Below are 20,377 nucleotides of genomic sequence, written 5' to 3'. Positions count from 1 at the left end.
TCCTGCCCCGTTTCTTTAACCACCATGTCCAACCTTCCTCCCGACCTCGACGCCTTCTTCGTCGCCAACGAACACCGCATCCGCGACGAACTGTTCGACCTCCTGCGCATCCCCAGCGTGAGCGCCCGCTCGGAGCACGACCCCGACACCGCCCGGGCCGCGCAGTGGGTGGCCGACAACATGAGCAATGCGGGACTCCGTGCCACCGTGCACCCCACCGCCGGCCACCCCATCGTGGTGGGCGAGTGGCGGGGCGCCGGCGCCGATGCCCCCACGGTGCTCATCTACGGCCACTACGACGTCCAGCCCGCCGAACCGCTCGAGTTGTGGCACAGTCCGGCGTTCGAGCCCACCGTGCGCGACGGCAAGCTGTTCGCGCGCGGCTCGGTGGACGACAAGGGCCAGCTGTTCATCCACATGAAAGCGCTCGAAGCGCACCTCAAGGTGCGCGGCGCCCTCCCCGTGAACGTCGTCGTCCTCGCCGAAGGGGAGGAAGAGGTGGGCAGCGACCACCTCGCGGCATTCATCGAGGCCCACAAGGCCGAGTTGGCGTGCGGCGCGGTGGTCATCTCCGACTCGTCGATGTTCGCGCCGGGCCTGCCGTCCATCCTCTCGTCGCTGCGCGGGCTCGCCTATTTCCAGATCGACGTCACCGGCCCCACCACCGACCTGCACTCCGGGAGCTACGGTGGCGCCGTCGTGAATCCGGCCATGGCATTGGCCCGCATTCTCGCCACCATGCACGACGCCTCGGGCCACGTGGCCATCCCCGGCTTCTACGACAAGGTGCGCGATTGGGGAGACAAGGCCCGCCGAGAGATCAAGGCGCTGCCGTTCGACGACGAGCAGTTCCGCGCCGAGACCGGCGCTCCCGTGCTCGGCGGAGAGGCCGGGTACAGCTCGCTCGAACGCATCTGGATGCGCCCCACCTGCGAGGTCAACGGCCTGCTCAGCGGCTACACCGGCGAGGGCGCCAAGACGGTGCTGCCGTCGCAGGCCATGGCCAAGGTGAGTTGCCGCCTCGTGCCCGATCAGGATCCGCGCGAGATCGAGCAGCTCATGAAGGCCCATGTCGAGCGCGTCGCGCCCGGCGGCGTGACGGTCACGGTCCGGGCGCTGCATGGCGGCAGGCCGTGGCGCGCCGAGCTGGACGGGCCGCTCTACGACGCGGCGCGCAAGGCGCTCGCCGCGGCGTTCAACAAGCCCCCGGTGATCACCGGCGAGGGCGGTTCCATTCCCGTGGTGGGCGACTTCGAGCGCATCCTCGGCGCCCCCGTCCTGCTCATGGGGTTCGGACTGCCCGGCGAGAACGCCCATGCCCCCAACGAGTGGCTGAGCATGGACAACTTCACCAGAGGGCTCAGGGCCGTGGCCGTGCTGTATGAGGAGTTGGGCAAGAAGAGCTGAGGGCCGGACGCCTTCAGCCGCCCGTCCCCGGTTCGCTCACAGCCCTTCCAGCAGCGCGTCGTTGTTCGGCGTGGCCGCGATGCGCTTGATCAGCCACTCCATCGCCGCCTGCGGCGGCATCTGCGCCAGCCCGCGGCGCAGCGTGAACACGTTGTCCAGCTGGTCGGGACGGAACAGCTTCTCCTCGCGCCGCGTGCCGCTGGTCGCGATGTCGATGGCCGGATAGATCCGCTTCTCGGCCAGCGGACGGTCGAGCTTGATCTCGCAGTTGCCCGTGCCCTTGAACTCCTCGAAGATCACGTCGTCCATGCGCGAGCCGGTCTCCACCAGCGCCGTGGCGATGATCGTCAGCGATCCGCCGCCCGCCGCCGGCGCCACCGAGCGCGCCGAGCCGAAGAACGCCTTGGGCTTGGCCATCGCCGTGGCATCGAGGCCGCCCGACAGCGTGCGTCCCGTGCCGCGTTCGGCCGTGTTGTGCGCCCGCGCCATGCGGGTGAGCGAATCGAGCACGATCACCACGTCGCGGCCCAGCTCCACCTGACGCCGCGCGTGCTCCAGCACCATCTCCGTCACGTCCACGTGCCGCTGCGCCGGCTGGTCGAAGCTCGACGCGATCACCTCGCCCACCCCCCACGAGATCGCTTCGCTCACTTCCTCGGGACGTTCGTCCACGAGCAGGATGAGCAGCACCACGTTGGGATGGTTGATCGCCACACCCTCGGTGATCGCGTGCAGGAGCGTGGTCTTGCCGGCGCGGGCCGGGGCCACGATCAACGCCCGCTGGCCGAACCCGATCGGCGCCAGGAGGTCGATGGCGCGGCGGATCAACTCGGCGCCGCCCTTGGCCGGCCGTCCCGTTTCCAGGAACAGCTTCCGCTCCGGATACGACGCCGTGAGCGACTGGAAGTCCGGACGCTTGGCGCTGGCCACGGGGTCCTCGCCGTTCACGGTGCGAATCTCCATCACCGTCAGCCGGCCACGATGGTCGCGCCCCAGCGCGCAGTCCAGCGTGTCGCTCTTGCGCAGCCCGAACTGCCGCGCCAGCTGCGGGGGCACGTACGGATCGCTGGCCTCGGTCAGATAGCTCGCCTCGGCGCGGCGCACGAACCCGCCTTCGCGCTGCGGATCGTACCAGCCTTTGAGCTCGCCGGCCGGCGTGAGCACCGCGGGCGCCTGCGGCGTCGCCGGCTGCTCGCGCACGTCCCGCACCTCCCGGCCATCCCGCGTGTCGCGCACTTCGCGGCCGCGGCCCCGCCCCCGATTGCGACGATGGCGCCGCCCGTTGCGTTCGTGGCGGCTGAAGCCCTGGTCTGGACGCTGGGCCCCATATTCGCCGGTTCCGTTCGACGATGCGCCGTCCGGATTGATCGCCGGCGCCGCCGGCGCATCCCGCCCGTTCGATTCCTCGGGTGGCGCGCTGTCCGACGTGGCGGCGGGCGCCGCCTCGACGGACGGGGCCGGAGCCGGAGCGGAGGAGGGAGCGTCGGCGGTGCTGCCGGCCGCGTCCCCTTCAGGGAGCATGTCCATGGATCCGTCCCGGTACGGGTTGGGTTCGCCCGACGCGTCGCCATTGGGGCGAGGCGGACGAGGGCCACGGCCACGACGAGGTGGGCGGCTACGTTCGTTCATTCGGCTGATGGTTTGGGAAAAGAGAAGCTCACTGTCTGGAACGCCCACGCTCAGCGGTGGGCCGGCTCTGCTGCTCACGCGTCACACGCGCTCCATTGCGCAAGCGCTCGAATCTGACCCGGGCGAATGAATTCGCAGCGCGGTCGAGCGCGAACTGACGGGATGTGGTGCGACGCGACTCTGGCGTTGATTTGTCTCGCTCGCGGCGCGGATGCCTCACGCGTCGGCGGGCGGGGCCCTGCGGGGCGCGGCCTCCTCGCCATCATCCACTCGCACGTGAGGGACGGGCTGCCACGCGATCGGCCGGAAGGACCGTACTGGTCGTGCCAGCGGACGCATGGAGTATCGGCAACTTGCCTCGTTCGCGCAACCCTGGAGTGGTCCGGGCGGGCCGGGACGGTAGGCGGCCGGGCCTCGGCCCCATATTTTCAGGCATGATTTCTCCAGCCATGGACGCGGCCGCCGAACTCCGGGCCGCGGTGCAGGACTACCAGCGCCACGACAACGTGGGCGTGCTCATGGATCGCGTGCGCGCGGTGGCGGAAGCCGTTTCGCCCGCCCAACTCCAGGCGGCCTGCGTCCCGTTCCGCGACCTGCCCGAGGTGATCATACCCGCGTACGAGCGAATCGTGTCTCAGGTGCCGGAAGACGCGCAGGCCTTGGTGATTCTCGCCAATGCCTACTGGCTCACCGGCCGCGGACCGGACGTGGTGGGCGATCTCGCGTCGCGCGCCATTGCCGTGGACGCAGAGAATCGCGGCGCGTGGCACCTGTGGGCGCTGTCGGAATCCGACATCCGCGAGCGCATGGGACGGTGGCAGCAGGTGGCGCAGCGATTTCCGCAGGATCAGTTGGCCCGGGCGGCGCTGGCCGACAACGCCACCAGCCTGGCTGGCGCCGAGCACGATCCGATGGCGCTGGAGCTCGCGATCCGCACCTACGAGGGGCTGCTTGGTGAAGGGCCGGCCGAGGCGCAGCGCGCGGCGCTCGAGTCGACGCTCAAGACGCTGCGGGGGTGGAAACTGTGACCGGGGACACACACGAGCATGGCGCCTCGCTGGCCGAATTCCGCGCCTACCGGGAGCGCATGAACGCCGAGATCCTGGGCGAGAACAACCTGGTGATCAATCGCTTCTTCGCGCTCGACACGCGGGCGTATGAGGCCGGCGCGCTGGACGTGAAGACCAAGGAGTTGCTGGGGCTCGTGGCCTCGCTGGTGCTGCGGTGCGACGACTGCGTCACCTACCACCTGGTGCGGTGCGCGGAGGAAGGGCTGTCGCGCGACCAGGTGTTCGAGTCGCTGTCCATCGGGTTGATCGTGGGCGGGTCGATCGTCATTCCGCACCTCCGGCGCGCCGTGGACCGGTGGAGCGAACTGGAGCGCGCCCGGCCCTGACCAATGCACGGCGGCGCGCCCCCCGAGGGGAGCGCGCCGCGGACCGCCAGCTGGGCATTGCCGGACGTTCAGGCCGAGACGTCGCGGGCCTTGGGTGCCATGGCGCTGACGATGTTGGTCAGGTCGCGCAGCTCGAATGGCTTGCGAAGCAGCGGACAGTCGCAGTTGCGGATGATCCGGTCCGCCTTCTCGGTGATGTCGCCCGTCATGAACAGCGTGCTGTGCTTGAGGTGCGGCTGCTCGGCTTTGGCCAACTCGAACATGACGTCGCCGCGCATGTCTTGAAGGCGCAGGTCGAGGACGAGGACGTCAACGGGCTCCTTCTTGAGCACGGCAACGCCAGCGTCTCCGCTGAGTGCGGTGCGGACGTCGAATCCAGCGCGCGTGAGCGCGATGGAGAGTGCTTTGCAGATTGCGGCCTCATCGTCGACGATGAGTACTCGAATTGGCGTCCCGTGCACCGCTCCGTCCTCCAGCTGTGGACGGGAGCGCCTGGTCAGGGCTCGCCGTCCTCGTCATGCTGCGCCGCCCGCACTCGCGTGGCCAGCAGCTTTACGAACTCTTCGGGGGGTAGCGCGTCCCGCACCTCGCTGGGCGTGTACCCCGTGAATTCACGCATCTGTTTTGTGAGCAGCCAGGGCCGGTTGTAACCCACCCGGGCCGCGATTTCCTTGATCGATCTTCCGGGGTCCCGCAGGTAAGCATATGCCCGGATGAGTCGTGCCGATACCACCACCGCCTTCACCGAGGGCATCCCCGCGGCCACCATGTACCGGTAGAGTCCGCGAGTGTTGGTGCCGCCGGCTTCCGCCAGCTCCCGGGCGCCATGGAAGCCGGCCGGGGACCGGTACAGCTGTTCGATGGCCCTGCCAACCGTCACGGGCAGCTTGGCGATGGGCTCGCGCAGTGCGCGCAGCATCCGTTCGCCGAGGGCGTGGGCCGGCACTCGCTCGAGGAGTTCGAGAAAGCGCTTGGGGTCGTCGTCAAACCGGTTGAGCACGATGTGCTCCACGCCGTGTCTGGCGAGTTGGACCACGCCCTGCATCGCGGCCGCGCTGAGGGTGGAGTAGAGCACGATGGGGAGGGACGGGAACAGTTCCCGGATCTCGGCCAGCGTGTCCACGTGCACCACTCCGTCGAGCGCGGGATCCGCGACGACGACGTCAACGATGCGGCTCTGCACCGTAGCGCGAAGCTCCATCCAGTCCGCCGAGGCGGAGAGGGTGTGCTCCGGGCCGAGTACGAGTCTCAGGTGAGTGAGAAGATGCCGGGGAAGGAGGGCGACGACGTCCACGCCTCAGGGGGCCGAGTGTCATAAAAACGCTATCCGATGACACAAAATGCGAGTTTACGCACCGGCTGGCGACCCTAGCTTCTCGATCAGTCGTTCCCCGTCACGGAAACTTCTGCTCAAATCTGGGAGATCGCCCCATGTCGCGCCGCAAGAAGATCACCTACCTCGTCCTGGCCGTTGCCTCCGTTGTGATGGCCGCCTGCGCGAGCCCGACGGCTCCGAAAAATGATACCTGCGTCCCGTCCAGCACGGTGACCTGCTTGGGTGGATACATGGGATCGGGCAGCTAGTCCCAACGCTTCACCCCTACCGAGGGCCACGGTTCGCGCCGTGGCCCTTTGTCTATCTCGTCGACACGGTCAATTCGCGCATACCGCGTACGGCTTCAACGATGTCGGCCACGGTGTCAGGCGTGGTATTCGAACTGCTTGGTTCTGGGCTTGACGCTGCGAGCAGCTGCTCAGCTTCGAACAGCAGCGTGTTGAATCCGTGATGCTCCGCCAGTTGGACGGCCTTGGCAAATGCGATCTGGCTGGGGTCGTCCTGGCCCAGCGCGCGGTGCGAACGTCCCAGCCGAAGGTAGTATTCCGTCCGTAATTCGGGCGGCAACGGCGCGCTCGCGAGCGAGCGCCGAAACTGCAGGAACACGGGCTCGAATCCATCTTCGGCCGCGATCGTCATCAACGACAGCATGGCCATCCAGCGCGTGTATTGCTCCTGCGCCGTGGTGGAGAGGACGAGAAACGCATCACGAGCGGCGCTCCTGATCCCGAGCATATGGAAGGCCGTACCGATATCGCTGAGAATGCGATCACGTTCCGCGGGGGTTTCAGACTCCCGTAGTGCCTCATACGCGAGCTGAATGGTCAGCTCATGATTCCCTCGAAGGCCCGCCACCATCGCGCGGTCGTGTAAGGCGCGGGAGTGGACGGCCGTCACGCCATGCTGGGCCGCTGCCGCAATGGTCTCGTCCAACACGGTCTCGGCGTACGGGAGATTTCCGCGTGCCACAGCGAGCTTGGCGTCGCCGATCCGCCCCCGCAGCACACCGATCATGTCGCCCACGCTCTCTGCGACCGCGCCCGCGGCGGTGTATGCCACCTGAGCTTCCTCGAACCGACCGAGCGTCCTCAGGCAGAAGCCGCGCTGCAGGTTCGCCGCGATGGCGGTGTCGCTTTCCTCCACCGGGTGGGTGTGGGCGATGACGCTATCGTAGACGTCAACTGCGAGGGCCCATCGACCGTCATACTCCAGCGCCCGACCATACGCCATCAAGCGCGGCATGGCCTCGTGCGTGTTCGCTCCCTTGCTGGTTTGCATCGCGTCAACAATGCTGCCCAGGATTGCGCGCATGGGCGTACCGTCGTCCATCTCCTCGATCGCCGTGCGCACGGCGCGCACGTTCCACGAATCCGGCACCACGGCCGATGCGCCCTCTTCCAGCCAGGCATCGAAAAGCCGCAACACGACGAGGCCGGCCGTCGCGGCCCGCCACTCGGCTTCGTGCTCTTCGTGCGTCGCTACTTCCTCGAAAAACGGAAGGTGGCGCAGGCTGCTCTCATTCCCGAATACCAAGTCTTGCCTCCGTTGAACTGGAGATCACATTCCAATGGGCGAAGAATTGCTCTGCCGAACGCGCAGAACAAGTGCAGTTTTGTGTCATCCGATGTCGCGTTTTGTGACAGGGCTCGGTCACCATGATACCCCCATAGGGCGGCTCACATTGACGGAGCGGGTGCCATGGGGGATGTTTGCGGAGGCGTTAACAGTCTCCTGATTGGTCCACCTCCTCTATCCGAGTGAGAATCGCATGGACTCCCCCAACGCGATGCACCCCGACGCTCCCCCTGCCGTGCAGGACAAGACGTCGGTCTGGGAAGACTTCCTCGACATCTTCTACGCTCCCTCCCAGGTGTTCGGGCGGCGCGCCAACGGAAATTTCTGGATCCCGCTGCTCGTAGTCACGGTCCTCCTGGCTCTGTTGGGATTTGCCAACCGGCACGTGGTGGAACCGATCTTCGACGCCGAATTCCAGCGCAACATGGCCACCGCGATGAAGAACAACCCGCAGCTCACCCCGGCGATGCTGGAGAAGTCGCGATCGGTGGGCCTGATCGCCGCGCAGATCGGCGCCGTGGTCTTCGTGCCCATCATCGTCGTGATCTCAGGATTTGTCGCGTGGGTGGGCGCCAAGCTGGTGGGCACCAAGATCTCCTGGAACGCCGCGCTCGTCGTGGCGGCCTACGCGGCCGTGCCGCGCGTGCTGCAGGGCGTCGTGATCTCGATCCAGGGCCTGCTCATGGATCCGTCCGCGTTCGTCTCACGGTTCAGCATCGAGATCGGACCCGCCCGGTTCTTCAACGCCGACACGGTCTCGCCGATCGTCGGCGTTCTGCTCGACCGATTCGAGCTGTTCAGCCTCTGGGGAGTGGTGCTCCTCACGATCGGTGTTGCCGTGATCGGCAAGGTGCCCAAGGCCAAGGCGTGGGCGCTCGGCATCGGATTCTGGGTGGTGATGATGCTGCCCTCGCTGATCGGTGCGTGGCGGGCCTCGTAACGGCCGGTCGCTGCGATCCCTAACCACGCAGGCCGCGCGCCCGGGGGTGACCCTCCGTGCGCGCGGTCTGCGTGGTTAGGCGCCCGCCCCGGTGGACTCGCGGAGCGCGCGAATGGCGTCGGCGATCCGCGCAATGCGCGGCGGCAACAGGCCCATCGCTCCCGCGTTCTCGCACGGGTCGAGCGAACCGGGCTCCGTGCCGAGCTCGCCAAACTCGAAGCCGTGTCGTTGGGCAAGCTGGACTGCCTCAAGGAGGAGTGAAGCCGCGATCTCCGGTTCACCCAGGAGCCTGTGGCTCGCAGCGAGTTGCCCGAGAAACTCGAGTCTCAATTGCGGAGGAAGCGCCGCCGAGTCCAGGGCCGACCGATGCTCCTCGAACACCGCAGCCTCACCATCTTGAGCGGCGATCAGCATCAACTGGATCTCGCCGAACCATCGCATGTATTGCTCCTCGGCGGTGCACGACAGGACGAGAAATGCGTCACGCGCGACCGCTCTCACGCCCAACCTTCGGAATGCTTCGCCGATGTTGTGCAGGATCCGATCGCGCTCGGAGGGGATCGGATTTTCTCGGAGGGCCGCATACTCGAGCCGGATGACGGAGACGGTGTCTCCCCGCATGCCGGCCACCGCTGCCCGCCCGTTGAGCACCATGGACCGTATCGAGACGCGGCTGTCGCGCGGGGCCCGGCGCAGGATCGCTCGCAGCTTGGCGTCAGCCTCGATCAGGTGGCCTTGAGCCATCATCCCCATCGCCACGCCCAGCTCCGCCCGCAACTCCCCCTCCAGATCACCGGCCTTGATGGCCAGCCGCCGCGCATACTTGCACAGCGTGAGTGCCTCGTCAAACCGCCCCTGCATGCGCAGGCAGAACGCCTGCCGGATGAGCGCCAGAACCACAGCGTCGTTTGGGGTCGGCGGTCCGCCGTTCGCGATCACCGTTTCATACACCGCCAGGGCCAGCGGCCATTGGGCGGCGTACTCGAGCACCCGCGCGTACGCCATGAGCTGCCCGAACGCTCCGCCGATCTCCTCCGGGCCGCCCCGGGCGATCGCCGACAGCACCTCGCCCAGCATCCCGCGCGCAGGATTGCCCGTGTCCATCGCCTCCACCGCCGCGCGAGCACCCGCCACATCCACGGGCGCGCGGCACCCCCCGGTCACCCATCGCTCCACCAACCGGAGCACCAACAGTCCGGCCACGGCCGAGTGGGTCGCCGAGTCGTCCGCGCCCGGCCGGCCGATCTCGTCCAGGAAGGCCCGCGGGATGCTCCGCGACCGGGGATCAGGCATGGCGCCGCCCGTCGTTCCCCGCCCGGTCTGCCGCCCGCGCGTGCGCGCCACCGGGCTCCCCGTCGCGCCTCTGCCGGGGTGCCAGACGTCCCACGGTGTGTTCCACGAACTCGTCGGCCGTCACCGACTCGCGCAACTGCGCCACCGAACGACCGGTCCACCCGCGAAGGCGCGCGGACAGTTCCTGCGGCCCCCCATACCCGACGGCGCCTGCCACGTCGCGCACCTGACGGGCCGGATCGCGAAGCAACGCGAACGCCCCGGTAAGACGAGCCCCCTCGATCCAGTCATGCACGGCGTGGACACCCACGCGCTCGAGCCGGCGATACACCGACCGCCGCGTCAGCCCCGCGGCGGCCGCCATGTCGTCCACCGTGTGGAACTTGCACGGCGCGCGAAAGACACCCTCCAGGACGTCCCGCAACGGACCGCCCACCTGTTTCAACGTCGGCCCCAGCGCGGCGATCGTCCTCGTCACCGCATCGCGCACCGCAGCGCGAGCCACCAGATCTCCCCACCGGCCCGGCGCGTCCTCGTAACCGAACAGCACGACGTCCGTGACGCCGGCCGACGCCAGCCGCGTGAGCACCTGCGCCACTCCCGGCTCGAGCACCGTGTACAGCGTGATGTGGACGGCGGGAAAATCCGTGGCCAGCCAGAAGATGTCGGTCGCGTCCGACGCCGCGCCCGCCACGGGGTCGCAGATAACGCCGTCCACTCTCATGGTGCGAATGCGGGCGCGAACCTCCGCCGGTGATCCCACGCGGATGAGGTCAGGGATGCCGGACTGGGCCGCGGCAAACAGTGCGTCGGGAAGGTACGCGAGAAACGTGGACACGAAGAGTCGATGAGCGGGTGCTACCGGCGAGCCGCATTCCCGCTCCGCGGCGGCGTCCCCGCCACGAAGCGCGTCCTGGTCCGGTCGAGCAGGTCGAGCACCCGCGCGAGCTCGCCGCCATACATCTGCACGCGATAGAGTCGCAACGGATTGAATTCGGGATCGTACGGGCTGCGATTCGGACCGCCCGCCACCTCCAGGATCGCGTCGAAATCGTAGCGGTACACACGGCCGGTCTTGGGATCCTTCCACGACCCCTGCTTGGCGAGCGCGCGGTTCTTGGGCCAGACCCCAAGCGGCAGCGCGAACGTGCGCACCCGGTACCCCGGCACCGCGGAATCGATCGCCATCGCGCCCCGCGCGATCTGTTCCTGCACCACCGCGTCGCTGTACTTGGCCAGATCGGCGTGCCAGAGCGTGTGGTCGCACAGCTCGAACCCCTGCTGTGCCAGGAACTGCACCTTCTTGAACCGCCACGCGCTCTTCTGCCCCTGGATTCCCTTCTCGCCGAAGAACGCGTGGCCCGCCGCCGCCGCCGGCAGCATGCAGAACGTGGCCCGATTGCCCCAGTCCGGATGCTTGGCGTGGAACGCCAGCCAGATGCCCACCGCGCTCGTCGAATCGATCTCCAGCTGGCCGTTGCGCTCGATGTAGCGGAACTGGCTGGGAGAGGCGTCGTCGAACGTGAATACCACCGGGGAGGTCCCCGCCGGGATGTCGAGCTGCCTGTCCACGAGCTGCGACACGGTCACGGGACGGTAGCCACGCTCGTAGAGCAGCTCCAGGTCCTGCGCAAAGTGACGCCAACTCCGTCCCCAGCGGGAATCGCTGTCGGCCACGAGGTGATACTCGAGAATCGGCACCCGGCCCATGGAATCGGGCGCCAGGGCCGGCGGCCGCTGCCCCCCAGTTGCCCCCCGGTGAACCCCTGGGCCGGGTTCCGGTGTCGAACTTGGACCAGCTTGCGCCCGCGCGCTGGCCGACTGAAACACGAACGCGGCCGTCGCGCACGCGCGAATGAGCCGCTTCACCTGGGTGGAAGACATCGCGATGGATCCGGGTCTGGACGTGGGGTTGGGCCTGCACGTGAAGTCTAATCGGGCCGGGAGAAACCTGCGAAGCCGGCCGGCGTACGACTCTCAGGAGCCACTCACCACCCCATCGGCATGAACGTCACGGGCGCCATCGCGGCGCGCATCCACGGTCTCAGGCAGCGAGTGCGCGGGGCGACCGCGCGCTGGCGGTCGTTCATCCCGGTCGTCCCCCTGGCCGTGGTGCTCGCTCTGCTCGTGGGCTTCGATGTCTGGCTCGGCACCTGCGGATTCGCCGGCTGCCCCTCGCGGGCCGACGTGCGCGCCTACCGGCCGGACGAAGGGGGGCGGATCCTCGATCGGTCCGGCCGATTGATCGGCCGCCTGGCGTTCGTGCGCCGCGTGAACGTGCCGCTCAGCCGGGTGCCGCAGCACGTCCAGCAGGCGTTCATCGCCACGGAGGACCGCCGCTTCTACACCCATCACGGCATCGACTGGCGCGGATTCGCGCGGGCCACGGTGCGCGACATCGCCGCGCGCAGCTTCCGCCAGGGGTTCAGCACGATCGACATGCAGGTGGCGCGCAACACGTTCCTGGCCAACCGCTACGACGGCCATTCCATCAGGCGCAAGCTGCTCGAGTTGCGCTATGCGCGGCTGCTCGAGCGCGACCTCACCAAGCATCAGATTCTCGACCTGTACCTCAATGCCATCTACCTGGGTGATGGGGTCTACGGCGTCGAGGCCGCGAGCCGCGACCTGTTCGGCGAACACGTGTCGCAACTCTCGGTGGCGCAGGGCGCGATGCTCGCCGCGCTCCCCAAGGGGCCCTCGGTGTACACGCCGCGCCACGACAAGGCTCGCGCCATGCAGCGGCGCAACCTCGTTCTCGGACTGATGGCGGAGCAGGGCTATATCTCCCGGGACCAGGCGGAGCACGCGGCGGACGAACCCCTCGACGTGTCGGAAGACGGCTGGCGCCCGGATGAGCGCGATGCGTCCACGGCGGTGGATGCCGTCCGCGCCGTGGTCGACTCCGTCCTCCCCGCCGGGCGTCGCATGGGAGACCTCGTGGTGCGCACCACGCTCGACTGGCCGCTGCAGCGCGCTGCCGACCGCGTGGTGGCGGGGCAGGCGGCGTACATCGAGAGCCAGACGGACGACGCGTACGGATCGGCGCCTGGCCCGGTTGAGGGCGCGTTCGTGGCGCTGGATGCCGCCACGGGTGGCATCCGCGCGCTCGTGGGCGGCACCCGCGTGGCGCGCGGCGCGTTCAATCGCGCGCTCGAGGCGCGCCGGCAACCGGGCTCGGCGTTCAAGCCGTTCGTGTACACCGCGGCGCTGGAGGCCGGACTCTCGCCGGCTTCAATGGTCGAGGACGAGCCGGTGAGCGTGGACGTGGGCGGTCGCATCTGGAGCCCGGCCAACTACAGCGACGATTACCAGGGGCCGGTGACCTTTCGCCGCGCGCTCATGATCTCGTCCAATGCCGCTGCGGTGCGCGTGAGCCACGGCGTGGGCGAACGCCAGGTGATCGCCGCGGCGCGCCACAACGGGATCACGAGCCCGCTCTCCCCGGTGCCCTCGATCGCGCTCGGGGCGCTCGAAGTGACGCCGCTCGAACTGGTCACTGCGTACGCGCCGTTCGCCAACGGCGGCACCCGGGTGACGCCGCGCCTGGTGACGCGGATCGAAGCCCCCAACGGGAAGGTCCTGTGGAGGAGCGCGGTGCAACGCGCTCCGGCCATGGATCCGCGCGACGCCTACGAGATGACGTCGATGCTCGAAGGCGTGGTGAACTTCGGCACCGGCCGCGTGGTGCGGGAGATGGGCATCACCGGGCCGGTGGCGGGCAAGACGGGCACCACGAACAACAATGACGACGTCTGGTTCGTGGGGTATACGCCCACGCTCGTGGCGGGCGTCTGGTTCGGCTACGACACGCCCCATGCGATCGCCGCCAACGCCACCGGCGGACGGTTGGCCGCGCCGGCGTGGGCGGCGATCATCCGCTCGGCGTGGCGCGAGCCCGCGAATTCGGCGTGGACGCCACCGCCCAACATGGTGTCGGCCGTCATCGATCCCGAGTCGGGGCAGCTCGCCGGTCCCTGGTGCCCCCAGCGGCAGCGCGAATGGTTCAAGCCCGGCACCGCACCCACGGATACCTGCACCATGCACACGGCGCCCGCCGAGCCGAGCATCGCCGACGGATTCGGCGGCTGGGTGCGCGCCCTCGCGCGCGGCCTGGCGCGGGTCATCCGGTTCTGACGGCTCGCGCCGGACCGCGGACCCGGGCCCACGCCCGGTAGCCATGAAATTCGAACGGCCTCGGCGATGCTCCGCCAAGGCCGTTCTGGATAGTGGCTGCTTCACTCACTCAGACGCTTTCGCGTCTCCCCCTCGATCACAGCACCCCTACCCATGTGCTCTTATCCACCGCGAATCCCGGAAAGATCCGCTCGAACGCCGTGGCGCCGAGATGCTTGCCCACGACTTCGGAGAACAGACTCCGGAAATCCGTCGTCAACGCCAGATCGCGGTCTTCGTTGAGCTGCTCGGGCTCGAGGCCCGGCCACTTGCCGTGCACCTTGTGTCCCTTCACGTCGCCGCCGATCACGAACATTGAACTCGCGTGACCGTGATCTGTTCCACCATTCCCGTTCTGACGCGCGGTGCGGCCGAATTCAGACATCGTCAAGATCGTCACGTCGTCCATGCGATCGCCCAGGTCGGCGACCAGTGCGGCGAGCGACGTGGAGAAGTCGTCCAGACGCTGCGCCAGCTGGCCGGTGGATCCACCCTGGTTCACGTGCGTGTCCCAGCCGCCCACGTCGGCGAACGCGATCTCGAGGCCGACGTCGGACTTGATGAGTTGGGCGATCTGCTTCAGATGCTGGCCGAATGGCGAGTCGGGATACCGGGCGCCGTTGCGCGGTTGGTACTGCTCGGGATTCGCGGCGCGCAGCACCTTCATCGCCTCGAACATGTCGCCGCCCGCGGCGTGCACCACGTCCGACGAGCCGGTCATGTACAGCGCTTCGAGCTCGGCGGCGGCGCTGCCGCCGGTGCGGATGGTGAATTCATCCAGGTCGTTCATCGCCACCACCGGCGACTTGCCCTCCAGAATGCGGGGCGTCTGCGGCGTCATCGAGACGGCGCGGAACGGCGGCGGCGCCTTCACCTCGCACTCGGCGCACGTTCCGCGCGCGGCGAGGTACCGGTTGAGCCAGCCGTCGGGCGTGCCCTTGTCGTCGGGCGTGCCGCTCTCCATGTAGTCCTGGGCGTCGAAGTGGGACCGGGTGTTGCTCGGGCTGCCCACGGCGTGCACCGCGGTGAGCAATCCGCGATCCCACAGCGGCTTGAATGGCGCCATGGCCGGATGCAGGCCGAAGAATCCGTCGAGGTCGATCGCCGCGCCGGGCGTGTTCCGCGTCGGCTGTGGAATCGCGATCGTGGGCCGCATGCGATAGTAGGCCGCTTCGCCGTGCGGCACGACCACGTTGAGCGCGTCGGCGGCGCCCCGCTGGAAGATGCAGATCAGCGTCTTGCCCTTCCGCGCCCGCGGAAGCTCGGCGGCGAACACGCTGCGCCGCAGAAAGCTCGGCGAGAGGCCCATGGTGACGAGCGCCAGCGCGCCCGATTTCACGAATACGCGACGATGCATGAGTGCCCCCGCTACCTGCGTTGAAATTCCGGTGCGCCCAACGCGAGGCCCACCACCAGCGGCAATCCGGACAGATTCACCGGCCGCGTGAGCGCGTTGTATCCGCCGCGTCCGCCCCGACCTCGTTCCATCGCGTTCGACGCCACGGCGCCTCCCATGTTAGCGAGAGAGTCGCTTTGTGCTTTCTTGAGGAATGGATTCTCGCCCGTGAGCAGCACGTCGCGCGTGACCTGCGACACCTCCCCGCCGAGGATCGCATGGATCACGCCGTCCACCTGCTGGGCGTGGGGCGCGCGACGCAGTTGCTGGGCGTACGTCCAGTTGGCGAGCGGCGCACCGGGCAGCCGGCTGCTGGCCAGCAGCAGGCCGAAGTTGATCCGATCGAGGATCGCGCCCGTGTTCATCCACGCGTCGCCCTGATCGGGCCACCCGTCGGGCGTCTGTCGGCCGAACTCCGGCTCGCCGAGCAGCGCCACGAGCCCGGCCAGCCGCGGCGTGGTGTCGGGCTTGGCGTTCACGGCCCGGAGCGCGCTGGCCACCAACTCGAACGGCGTCTTCACCTTCGCGCGATAGGCCGCGTTGCTGAAGAACTCCGGCGACGTGACGATCGTGCGCACCACCTCGCGGATGTCGCCGCCGGTGTGCAGGAACGTCTGCGCCGCGCGTTCCACGAGCGCCGGCGGCGGGCTGTCGCTCACGAATCGCACCACCAGCTTGCGAGCGATGAAGTGCGCCGTGGCCGGGCTGCTGGCGAGAATGTCCAGCACCTGCTCGCCGTCCTCTTCGCCGCGCCCGGCGGCGATCCGGTGCCCGAGCACGACCTTGGCGTCGGCATCGTGCATCTGCGGTCGGAAGATGAACTCGCCGGTGCGCAGATCGATGCTCCATCCCGTGAGGCACCGCGCCACCTCGATCACGTCCTGCTGCGTGTAGCCGCCGTCCACGCCCAGGGTGTGCAGTTCCATCAGCTCGCGGGCGTAGTTCTCGTTGAGGCCGCGCTTGCGCGACTGCTGCATCTGCTGGATGAGTCTCCGCCGCTGCTCGGCCGACATGTTGCGCAGCCGCGGTGGAAGCTGATCGGGCCGCGCCCGCTCGATCGTCTCCAGCACGCGGCGGCGCTGCGCCGCCGTGGCCACGCGACCGTTGGCGGCGAGCGTGGCATGCGTGCTGTCGGCCTGGCTCTCCCAATTGTCCAGATAGAACAGCATCGCCGGGCTGTGCGCCACCGCGCCCAATAGATCGCGGAACTTGCCCAGCACATGGGGACGGATCACCTCGCGGTCGTAGGCGTTGAGAAAATTCCGCGTCTGGCCCTTGCCCACATACACGCTGAAGTGGTTCTCCCAGAACTCCACCATCACTTCGTCGAGCTGTCGCTCGCTGAGCACGGCCCGCGCCAGTTGCGCCGACATCAGTTGGTTCACCGGGCCCTGCACCCGCTGCTGCAACTCCCGGAGCTCGGGATGGGCGCGCAGATATTGCTGCCGCGCGTTGCGCTGCGTTGCCGTGTCGTCGTCCGCCTTCATCGCGAGCTGTTCCTCGCGGCGAGCGCGCTGTATGTCCTGAAACGACTGCACGATGTCCCGCGTCGGCGTGTCGAGCATGTGATATCGGGCCAGCGCCGAATCGGCCACGTGATCGTCGATGCGATCCGGGGTGAGCTGGCGCGCGATCCACTGGTCCACCCCCATGGCCCGCACCTGCTCGACATCTCCGGGGCGCGGCCCATAGGCCAGCCGATTGAGAACCTGCAGGATCTGCTGCTCCGGTAGCTGCTCGCGCAGCTCCGCCACCGGTGCCATGGCCGGTGCCGCCGCCGCCGTGGCCGAGGGCGCGCCGCTGGCGCAGGACCCCAGCGCGCCAACGGCGGGCAGCCACAACCATATATAGGAACGGAACCGCATCTCGCGCTCTCCCGGTTGGGGGATGGTGCTCGTCAGACGGGCGTATGGGAGCCGCTGTTAACCCGACCGACCCGGAGTGTGACGCTACCGCACCAAAAAGTGACAGTCCCGCTTGCGGGACCGGGGCGAACGTGCGTACGGTTCGCCGGAGCCGGTCAAGGTGTCTTGTTCCTACACCGACCGGTGATCTGCGACCCCCGTCACACACCCTCATGCGCGAGCTGATAGACGTCGTTTCGGCGACGCTGGCCGAGACGAGTGCCACGGCGCGCCCGGTGTCACTCGTCTCGATCGAGCTCGACCGCCTGCAGGCCCTGCGTTCGGCGCTGGGTCCGTCGGGCGCCGATGACGTGTGCGAGCAGATCGCGCGCATGTTGCAGCGCATCCTGCGCACCGGCGACTACGTGCAACGGGTGTCGGACGGCGAGTTGGTCGTGATGCTCCTTGGCGCCGGCGTCACCGACGCGCGCCAGGTGGCGCATCGCATCGGGGCTGCCGTGCGCGGGCACGAATTCAGCCCCGGTCAATCCATGCGCGCCGTGCCCGCCGCTCCCCGCGTGACGATCTCGGCGGGGGTTGCCGCGGCCCCGGATCATGGGGCCGATCCGGAGCGACTCGTCTCGGCGGCGCGGCAGGCCTGCGCCGGCATCGCCCAGCGAGGCGGCGACGGCGTGGCCGTGGCGCGCGACGCTGCGGACAGCGCCGCGCTCGCCGTGCCGGACGTGGGCCGGTTTGCCGGTCGCCTGACCGAGCGTCGCACACTGTTCCGCCTGCTCGACGAGGCGGCCGCCGGACACCCGCGCATCGTCTCGATTGTCGGCGAACCGGGCAGCGGCACGCTCACGCTGGCGCGCCAGCTGGAACCCGAAGTTCGCCTGCTCGGTGGATCGACCGTGTATGGCCGCGGCCGGATGATGTCGGTGCGCCAGCCGTACGGGCCGTGGGCCGGCGTACTCCAGACCGTTCGCCGCGTGGCCCCGCCGCCGGATCAGGTGTGGCGCGAACTGCCGAAGCTCGTGCCCACCCTGCCGCGCGATCCGGCGATTCCGGCGGGAACCAAGTATCGGCTCATGGAGGAGATCGCGGCCTACCTGCGCATCGCCACCGCCAAGTGGCCGTTGGTCGTGGTGCTGGACGAGATGCAGTGGGCCGACGAAGCCTCGTGGGATACGCTCGACCATCTGGTGGAGCATCTGACCGACGAACGGCTGCTCGTCTGCATCACGATGCGCACGGGCGTCGAGCACACGCCGGCCGCCGAGCGGCTGGCGGCGCTCCAGCACCATGCCGGCTACCAGGAGCTCCATCTGTCGCGTCTGACGCGCGAGGAGGTGAAGCGCTGGCTCGAAGCCGCCCTGGATCACCAGGAGGTGGGGCGCGACCTCCTCGCGTTCGTGTATCGCCACACCGAGGGCAATCCGTTCCTCCTCACGCAACTGGTGCGCTGCCTGACCGAGGAAGGTTCGTTGTGGAACGACGGCCAACAGTGGCAATGGAAGGCGGTATCCGGGCTGCGGATGCCGTCGGACGCGGAGGGGATTCTGTCCCGCCGCCTCGAGCGGTTCTCGGCGAGCACGCACGCCGTGCTCTCCACCGCCGCGGTGATCGGCCGCGAGTTCGACGTGCCGCTGGTCGAGGCGGCGGGGGCCGGCAGCGCGCGCGCCGTGGAGGTGGCGGTGGAGGAGGGCCTGGCCTCGGGGGTGTTGCAGTACACCTACGAGCGCCGGCGCAAGGCATTCCTGTTCACGCACGAATCGATCGCCGACGTGCTGGCGCGCTCGCCGTCGCCCGAGCAGGCGCGGCTGCGGCACGAGCGCGTGGCGCGCGCCATGGAGGCGCGGGGCGACGGCACGATCGCCGAGATCGCCCAGCATTACGACGCGGCCGGCGTCGCCGTCGACGCCTACCGCACGGCGCTCGACGCCGCGACGCAGGCCGAAGCGTTGTACGCGCTCACCACGGCCGGCGACTTTCTGCAGCTGGCGGCGCGCAACGCGCCGTCGCCCGGTGATCTGGCCGAGGGGCGGGTGCGGCTGGCGCAGATCGCCGAGGCGCTGGGCCGGTACGACGAGGAAGAGGAACTGTGCGACCTCGCGCTCGACTGGTTCGCCGGCGAGGGCGACGAGCGGCGGGCGCTCACGTTGCGCCGCATGCGCGAGCGGGCGCGCAAGGAGTTGGGCCAGCCGGCCCGCCGGTCCCTCGATGCGCTGCGGGTGCTCGACGACGCGGCCACGCAGCTCGGCTTCGACGAGGAGCGCGTGGCCATCCTCACGCTGCTCTCGCAGGTGCATGGTCGGCTCGGCGAACCCCGCGAGGCGGCGCGGATCGCCGCCGAGTGCGTGGAGATGGCCGAGCGCATCGGCGATCCGCTGTTGCTCGCCGAGGCGCTCACGCGGTTCGGCATCACGGTGGAGACCGAATCGCCCAAGCGGGCGCGCGAGTGCTACGAGCGCGCCCTCGGCCTGGCCCGGGCGGGCGGGGACATCCGTGCTCAGGTGCGCTGCTACAACAATCTCGGCATCGTGCTCCAGCTCGAGAGCCAGATCGACGCGGCGCGTGAATCGCTCGCCACGGCCATCACGCTGGCGCGGGCGGCCGGCATGGCCGACCTCTGGGCGGCCGCGGCGCTCAATCTCGGACTCATCATCCAGAAGTTGGGTGATTATGACCGGGCGCGGGAACTGTTCAGCGAGGCGCTCGGGCTGTCGGCCTCGCTCAAGAACACGGAGTACCAGTTGTACGCGCTGTTCAACATGGCGCACGCCGCCCGGGAGAGCGGGCAGCCCGCATCGGGGGCCGAGCTGTACGACGCCACGGCGTCGCTGGCCCAGCGCATCGGGCAATCCGACGTGGAGATCGGCGCGCGGGCGGGCGAGGGGCTGTGCCTCCTCGCCATGAACCGCGGCGAGGAGGCCCGGCGTCCGCTGGCCGAAGCCGAGAGCCGGATGGCCACGCGCGCCGAGTGGTTCCAGGGGCGGGAGCTCGTGGAGACGTTGCGCGTGCTCGTGGCGGCGGCGGAGGGACGCCGTACCGACGCCCTCGAGCAGTTCGAGCAGGCGCGGGCCCTCGCCGACGCCACCGACCTCTACAGCGCGGCGTGGTTCACCGCCGCCTGCGCCGATGCGATCTTCCGGATCGACCGCGGGGTGGCCCGTGCGGCGGTGGAGCGCTACGCATCCCGCGTGGCGGGTTTGGGATTCACTTCGCTCACCGACCGATATGCGATTCTCGCCGCGATTTCGTGATCTGAGTCACAACTTCTCTAATCCTGGCGCAAATATGGCGCCAGGCATACGTTTTCTCTGAGTACCCGATTCCAAGCGTAAGGCCGCTCGCCGCGGGGTGGCCGACGTCCGAGACTCCT

The 20,377-nt window shown here is 68.8% G+C and carries 15 protein-coding genes; 6 read left to right on the top strand and 9 right to left on the bottom strand.

What is annotated here, in order from left to right:
* The first annotated feature begins 24 nt into the window (after positions 1-24).
* Positions 25-1,407 carry a dipeptidase gene (locus tag VNE60_13185; protein HVB32473.1) on the top strand — a complete coding sequence of 461 codons (1,383 nt, stop codon included), beginning with the start codon at positions 25-27 and terminating at the stop codon, positions 1,405-1,407.
* Positions 1,408-1,443: 36 nt separating this feature from the next.
* Here the strand turns inward: VNE60_13185 and rho are convergent, their stop codons facing one another.
* Positions 1,444-2,928 (bottom strand): transcription termination factor Rho, encoded by a 1,485-nt coding sequence (gene rho / locus VNE60_13180; GenBank protein HVB32472.1) that lies wholly within the window; start codon positions 2,926-2,928, stop codon positions 1,444-1,446.
* A gap of 542 nt (positions 2,929-3,470) precedes the next feature.
* On the opposite strand from rho, the gene VNE60_13175 reads away from it, so the two are divergent.
* Positions 3,471-4,064 (top strand): hypothetical protein, encoded by a 594-nt coding sequence (locus VNE60_13175; GenBank protein HVB32471.1) that lies wholly within the window; start codon positions 3,471-3,473, stop codon positions 4,062-4,064.
* On the top strand, positions 4,061-4,432 hold the full coding sequence (locus tag VNE60_13170) for a carboxymuconolactone decarboxylase family protein (GenBank protein ID HVB32470.1): 372 nt from the start codon (positions 4,061-4,063) through the stop codon (positions 4,430-4,432). The genes VNE60_13175 and VNE60_13170 overlap by 4 nt, the downstream gene beginning before the upstream one ends.
* Before the next feature lie 68 nt (positions 4,433-4,500).
* Here the strand turns inward: VNE60_13170 and VNE60_13165 are convergent, their stop codons facing one another.
* From VNE60_13165 to VNE60_13155, 3 genes are all read right to left on the bottom strand, one after another.
* Entirely contained in the window at positions 4,501-4,893 is a 393-nt protein-coding gene (locus tag VNE60_13165) for a response regulator (protein ID HVB32469.1), read from the bottom strand.
* Between the two features lie 35 nt (positions 4,894-4,928).
* Positions 4,929-5,633, bottom strand: coding sequence for a helix-turn-helix domain-containing protein (locus VNE60_13160; protein ID HVB32468.1), 705 nt, complete (start codon positions 5,631-5,633; stop codon positions 4,929-4,931).
* A gap of 435 nt (positions 5,634-6,068) precedes the next feature.
* Positions 6,069-7,301, bottom strand: a complete 1,233-nt coding sequence (locus tag VNE60_13155) for a hypothetical protein (GenBank protein HVB32467.1) — start codon at positions 7,299-7,301, stop codon at positions 6,069-6,071.
* A 235-nt stretch (positions 7,302-7,536) separates the two neighbouring features.
* Here VNE60_13155 and VNE60_13150 point away from each other — a divergent pair, with 235 nt between their 5' ends.
* The gene (locus VNE60_13150) at positions 7,537-8,283 is read left to right on the top strand and encodes a YIP1 family protein (GenBank protein ID HVB32466.1); all 747 of its coding nucleotides are present in this window, start codon (positions 7,537-7,539) and stop codon (positions 8,281-8,283) included.
* A 75-nt stretch (positions 8,284-8,358) separates the two neighbouring features.
* Here the strand turns inward: VNE60_13150 and VNE60_13145 are convergent, their stop codons facing one another.
* From VNE60_13145 to VNE60_13135, 3 genes are all read right to left on the bottom strand, one after another.
* On the bottom strand, positions 8,359-9,486 hold the full coding sequence (locus VNE60_13145; protein ID HVB32465.1) for a hypothetical protein: 1,128 nt from the start codon (positions 9,484-9,486) through the stop codon (positions 8,359-8,361).
* 82 nt (positions 9,487-9,568) lie between these two features.
* Complete coding sequence (locus VNE60_13140; GenBank protein ID HVB32464.1) at positions 9,569-10,414, bottom strand: AraC family transcriptional regulator; 846 nt, start codon at positions 10,412-10,414, stop codon at positions 9,569-9,571.
* Positions 10,415-10,434: 20 nt separating this feature from the next.
* Positions 10,435-11,277, bottom strand: coding sequence for a polysaccharide deacetylase family protein (locus VNE60_13135; GenBank protein ID HVB32463.1), 843 nt, complete (start codon positions 11,275-11,277; stop codon positions 10,435-10,437).
* Between the two features lie 303 nt (positions 11,278-11,580).
* Here VNE60_13135 and VNE60_13130 point away from each other — a divergent pair, with 303 nt between their 5' ends.
* Positions 11,581-13,713 carry a PBP1A family penicillin-binding protein gene (locus VNE60_13130; protein ID HVB32462.1) on the top strand — a complete coding sequence of 711 codons (2,133 nt, stop codon included), beginning with the start codon at positions 11,581-11,583 and terminating at the stop codon, positions 13,711-13,713.
* Positions 13,714-13,849: 136 nt separating this feature from the next.
* On the opposite strand, the gene VNE60_13125 is transcribed toward VNE60_13130, so the two are convergent.
* Complete coding sequence (locus tag VNE60_13125; protein ID HVB32461.1) at positions 13,850-15,109, bottom strand: DUF1501 domain-containing protein; 1,260 nt, start codon at positions 15,107-15,109, stop codon at positions 13,850-13,852.
* A gap of 11 nt (positions 15,110-15,120) precedes the next feature.
* A complete protein-coding gene (locus tag VNE60_13120) occupies positions 15,121-17,013 on the bottom strand; it encodes a DUF1800 domain-containing protein (GenBank protein HVB32460.1) in 1,893 nt (630 codons plus the stop codon).
* A gap of 212 nt (positions 17,014-17,225) precedes the next feature.
* On the opposite strand from VNE60_13120, the gene VNE60_13115 reads away from it, so the two are divergent.
* Positions 17,226-20,258, top strand: coding sequence for an AAA family ATPase (locus tag VNE60_13115; GenBank protein ID HVB32459.1), 3,033 nt, complete (start codon positions 17,226-17,228; stop codon positions 20,256-20,258).
* The last annotated feature ends 119 nt before the right edge of the window (positions 20,259-20,377 follow it).

It is taken from the genome of Gemmatimonadaceae bacterium, from assembly GCA_035533755.1.
Lineage (GTDB): Bacteria > Gemmatimonadota > Gemmatimonadetes > Gemmatimonadales > Gemmatimonadaceae > JAGWRI01.
The sequence above is the reverse complement of the archived record's forward strand: the minus strand, read 5'-3'. Positions and strand labels throughout refer to the sequence as shown.

What these genes read in the sequence shown, in the direction of transcription:
- VNE60_13175 (HVB32471.1), top strand. Translation starts at nt 3,471, where the DNA reads ATGATTTCTCCAGCCATGGACGCGGCCGCCGAACTCCGGGCCGCGGTG.
- VNE60_13125 (HVB32461.1), bottom strand. Translation starts at nt 15,109, where the DNA reads ATGCATCGTCGCGTATTCGTGAAATCGGGCGCGCTGGCGCTCGTCACC.
- VNE60_13185 (HVB32473.1), top strand. Translation starts at nt 25, where the DNA reads ATGTCCAACCTTCCTCCCGACCTCGACGCCTTCTTCGTCGCCAACGAA.
- VNE60_13150 (HVB32466.1), top strand. Translation starts at nt 7,537, where the DNA reads ATGGACTCCCCCAACGCGATGCACCCCGACGCTCCCCCTGCCGTGCAG.
- VNE60_13130 (HVB32462.1), top strand. Translation starts at nt 11,581, where the DNA reads ATGAACGTCACGGGCGCCATCGCGGCGCGCATCCACGGTCTCAGGCAG.
- rho (HVB32472.1), bottom strand. Translation starts at nt 2,928, where the DNA reads ATGCTCCCTGAAGGGGACGCGGCCGGCAGCACCGCCGACGCTCCCTCC.
- VNE60_13160 (HVB32468.1), bottom strand. Translation starts at nt 5,633, where the DNA reads ATGGAGCTTCGCGCTACGGTGCAGAGCCGCATCGTTGACGTCGTCGTC.
- VNE60_13120 (HVB32460.1), bottom strand. Translation starts at nt 17,013, where the DNA reads ATGCGGTTCCGTTCCTATATATGGTTGTGGCTGCCCGCCGTTGGCGCG.
- VNE60_13115 (HVB32459.1), top strand. Translation starts at nt 17,226, where the DNA reads ATGCGCGAGCTGATAGACGTCGTTTCGGCGACGCTGGCCGAGACGAGT.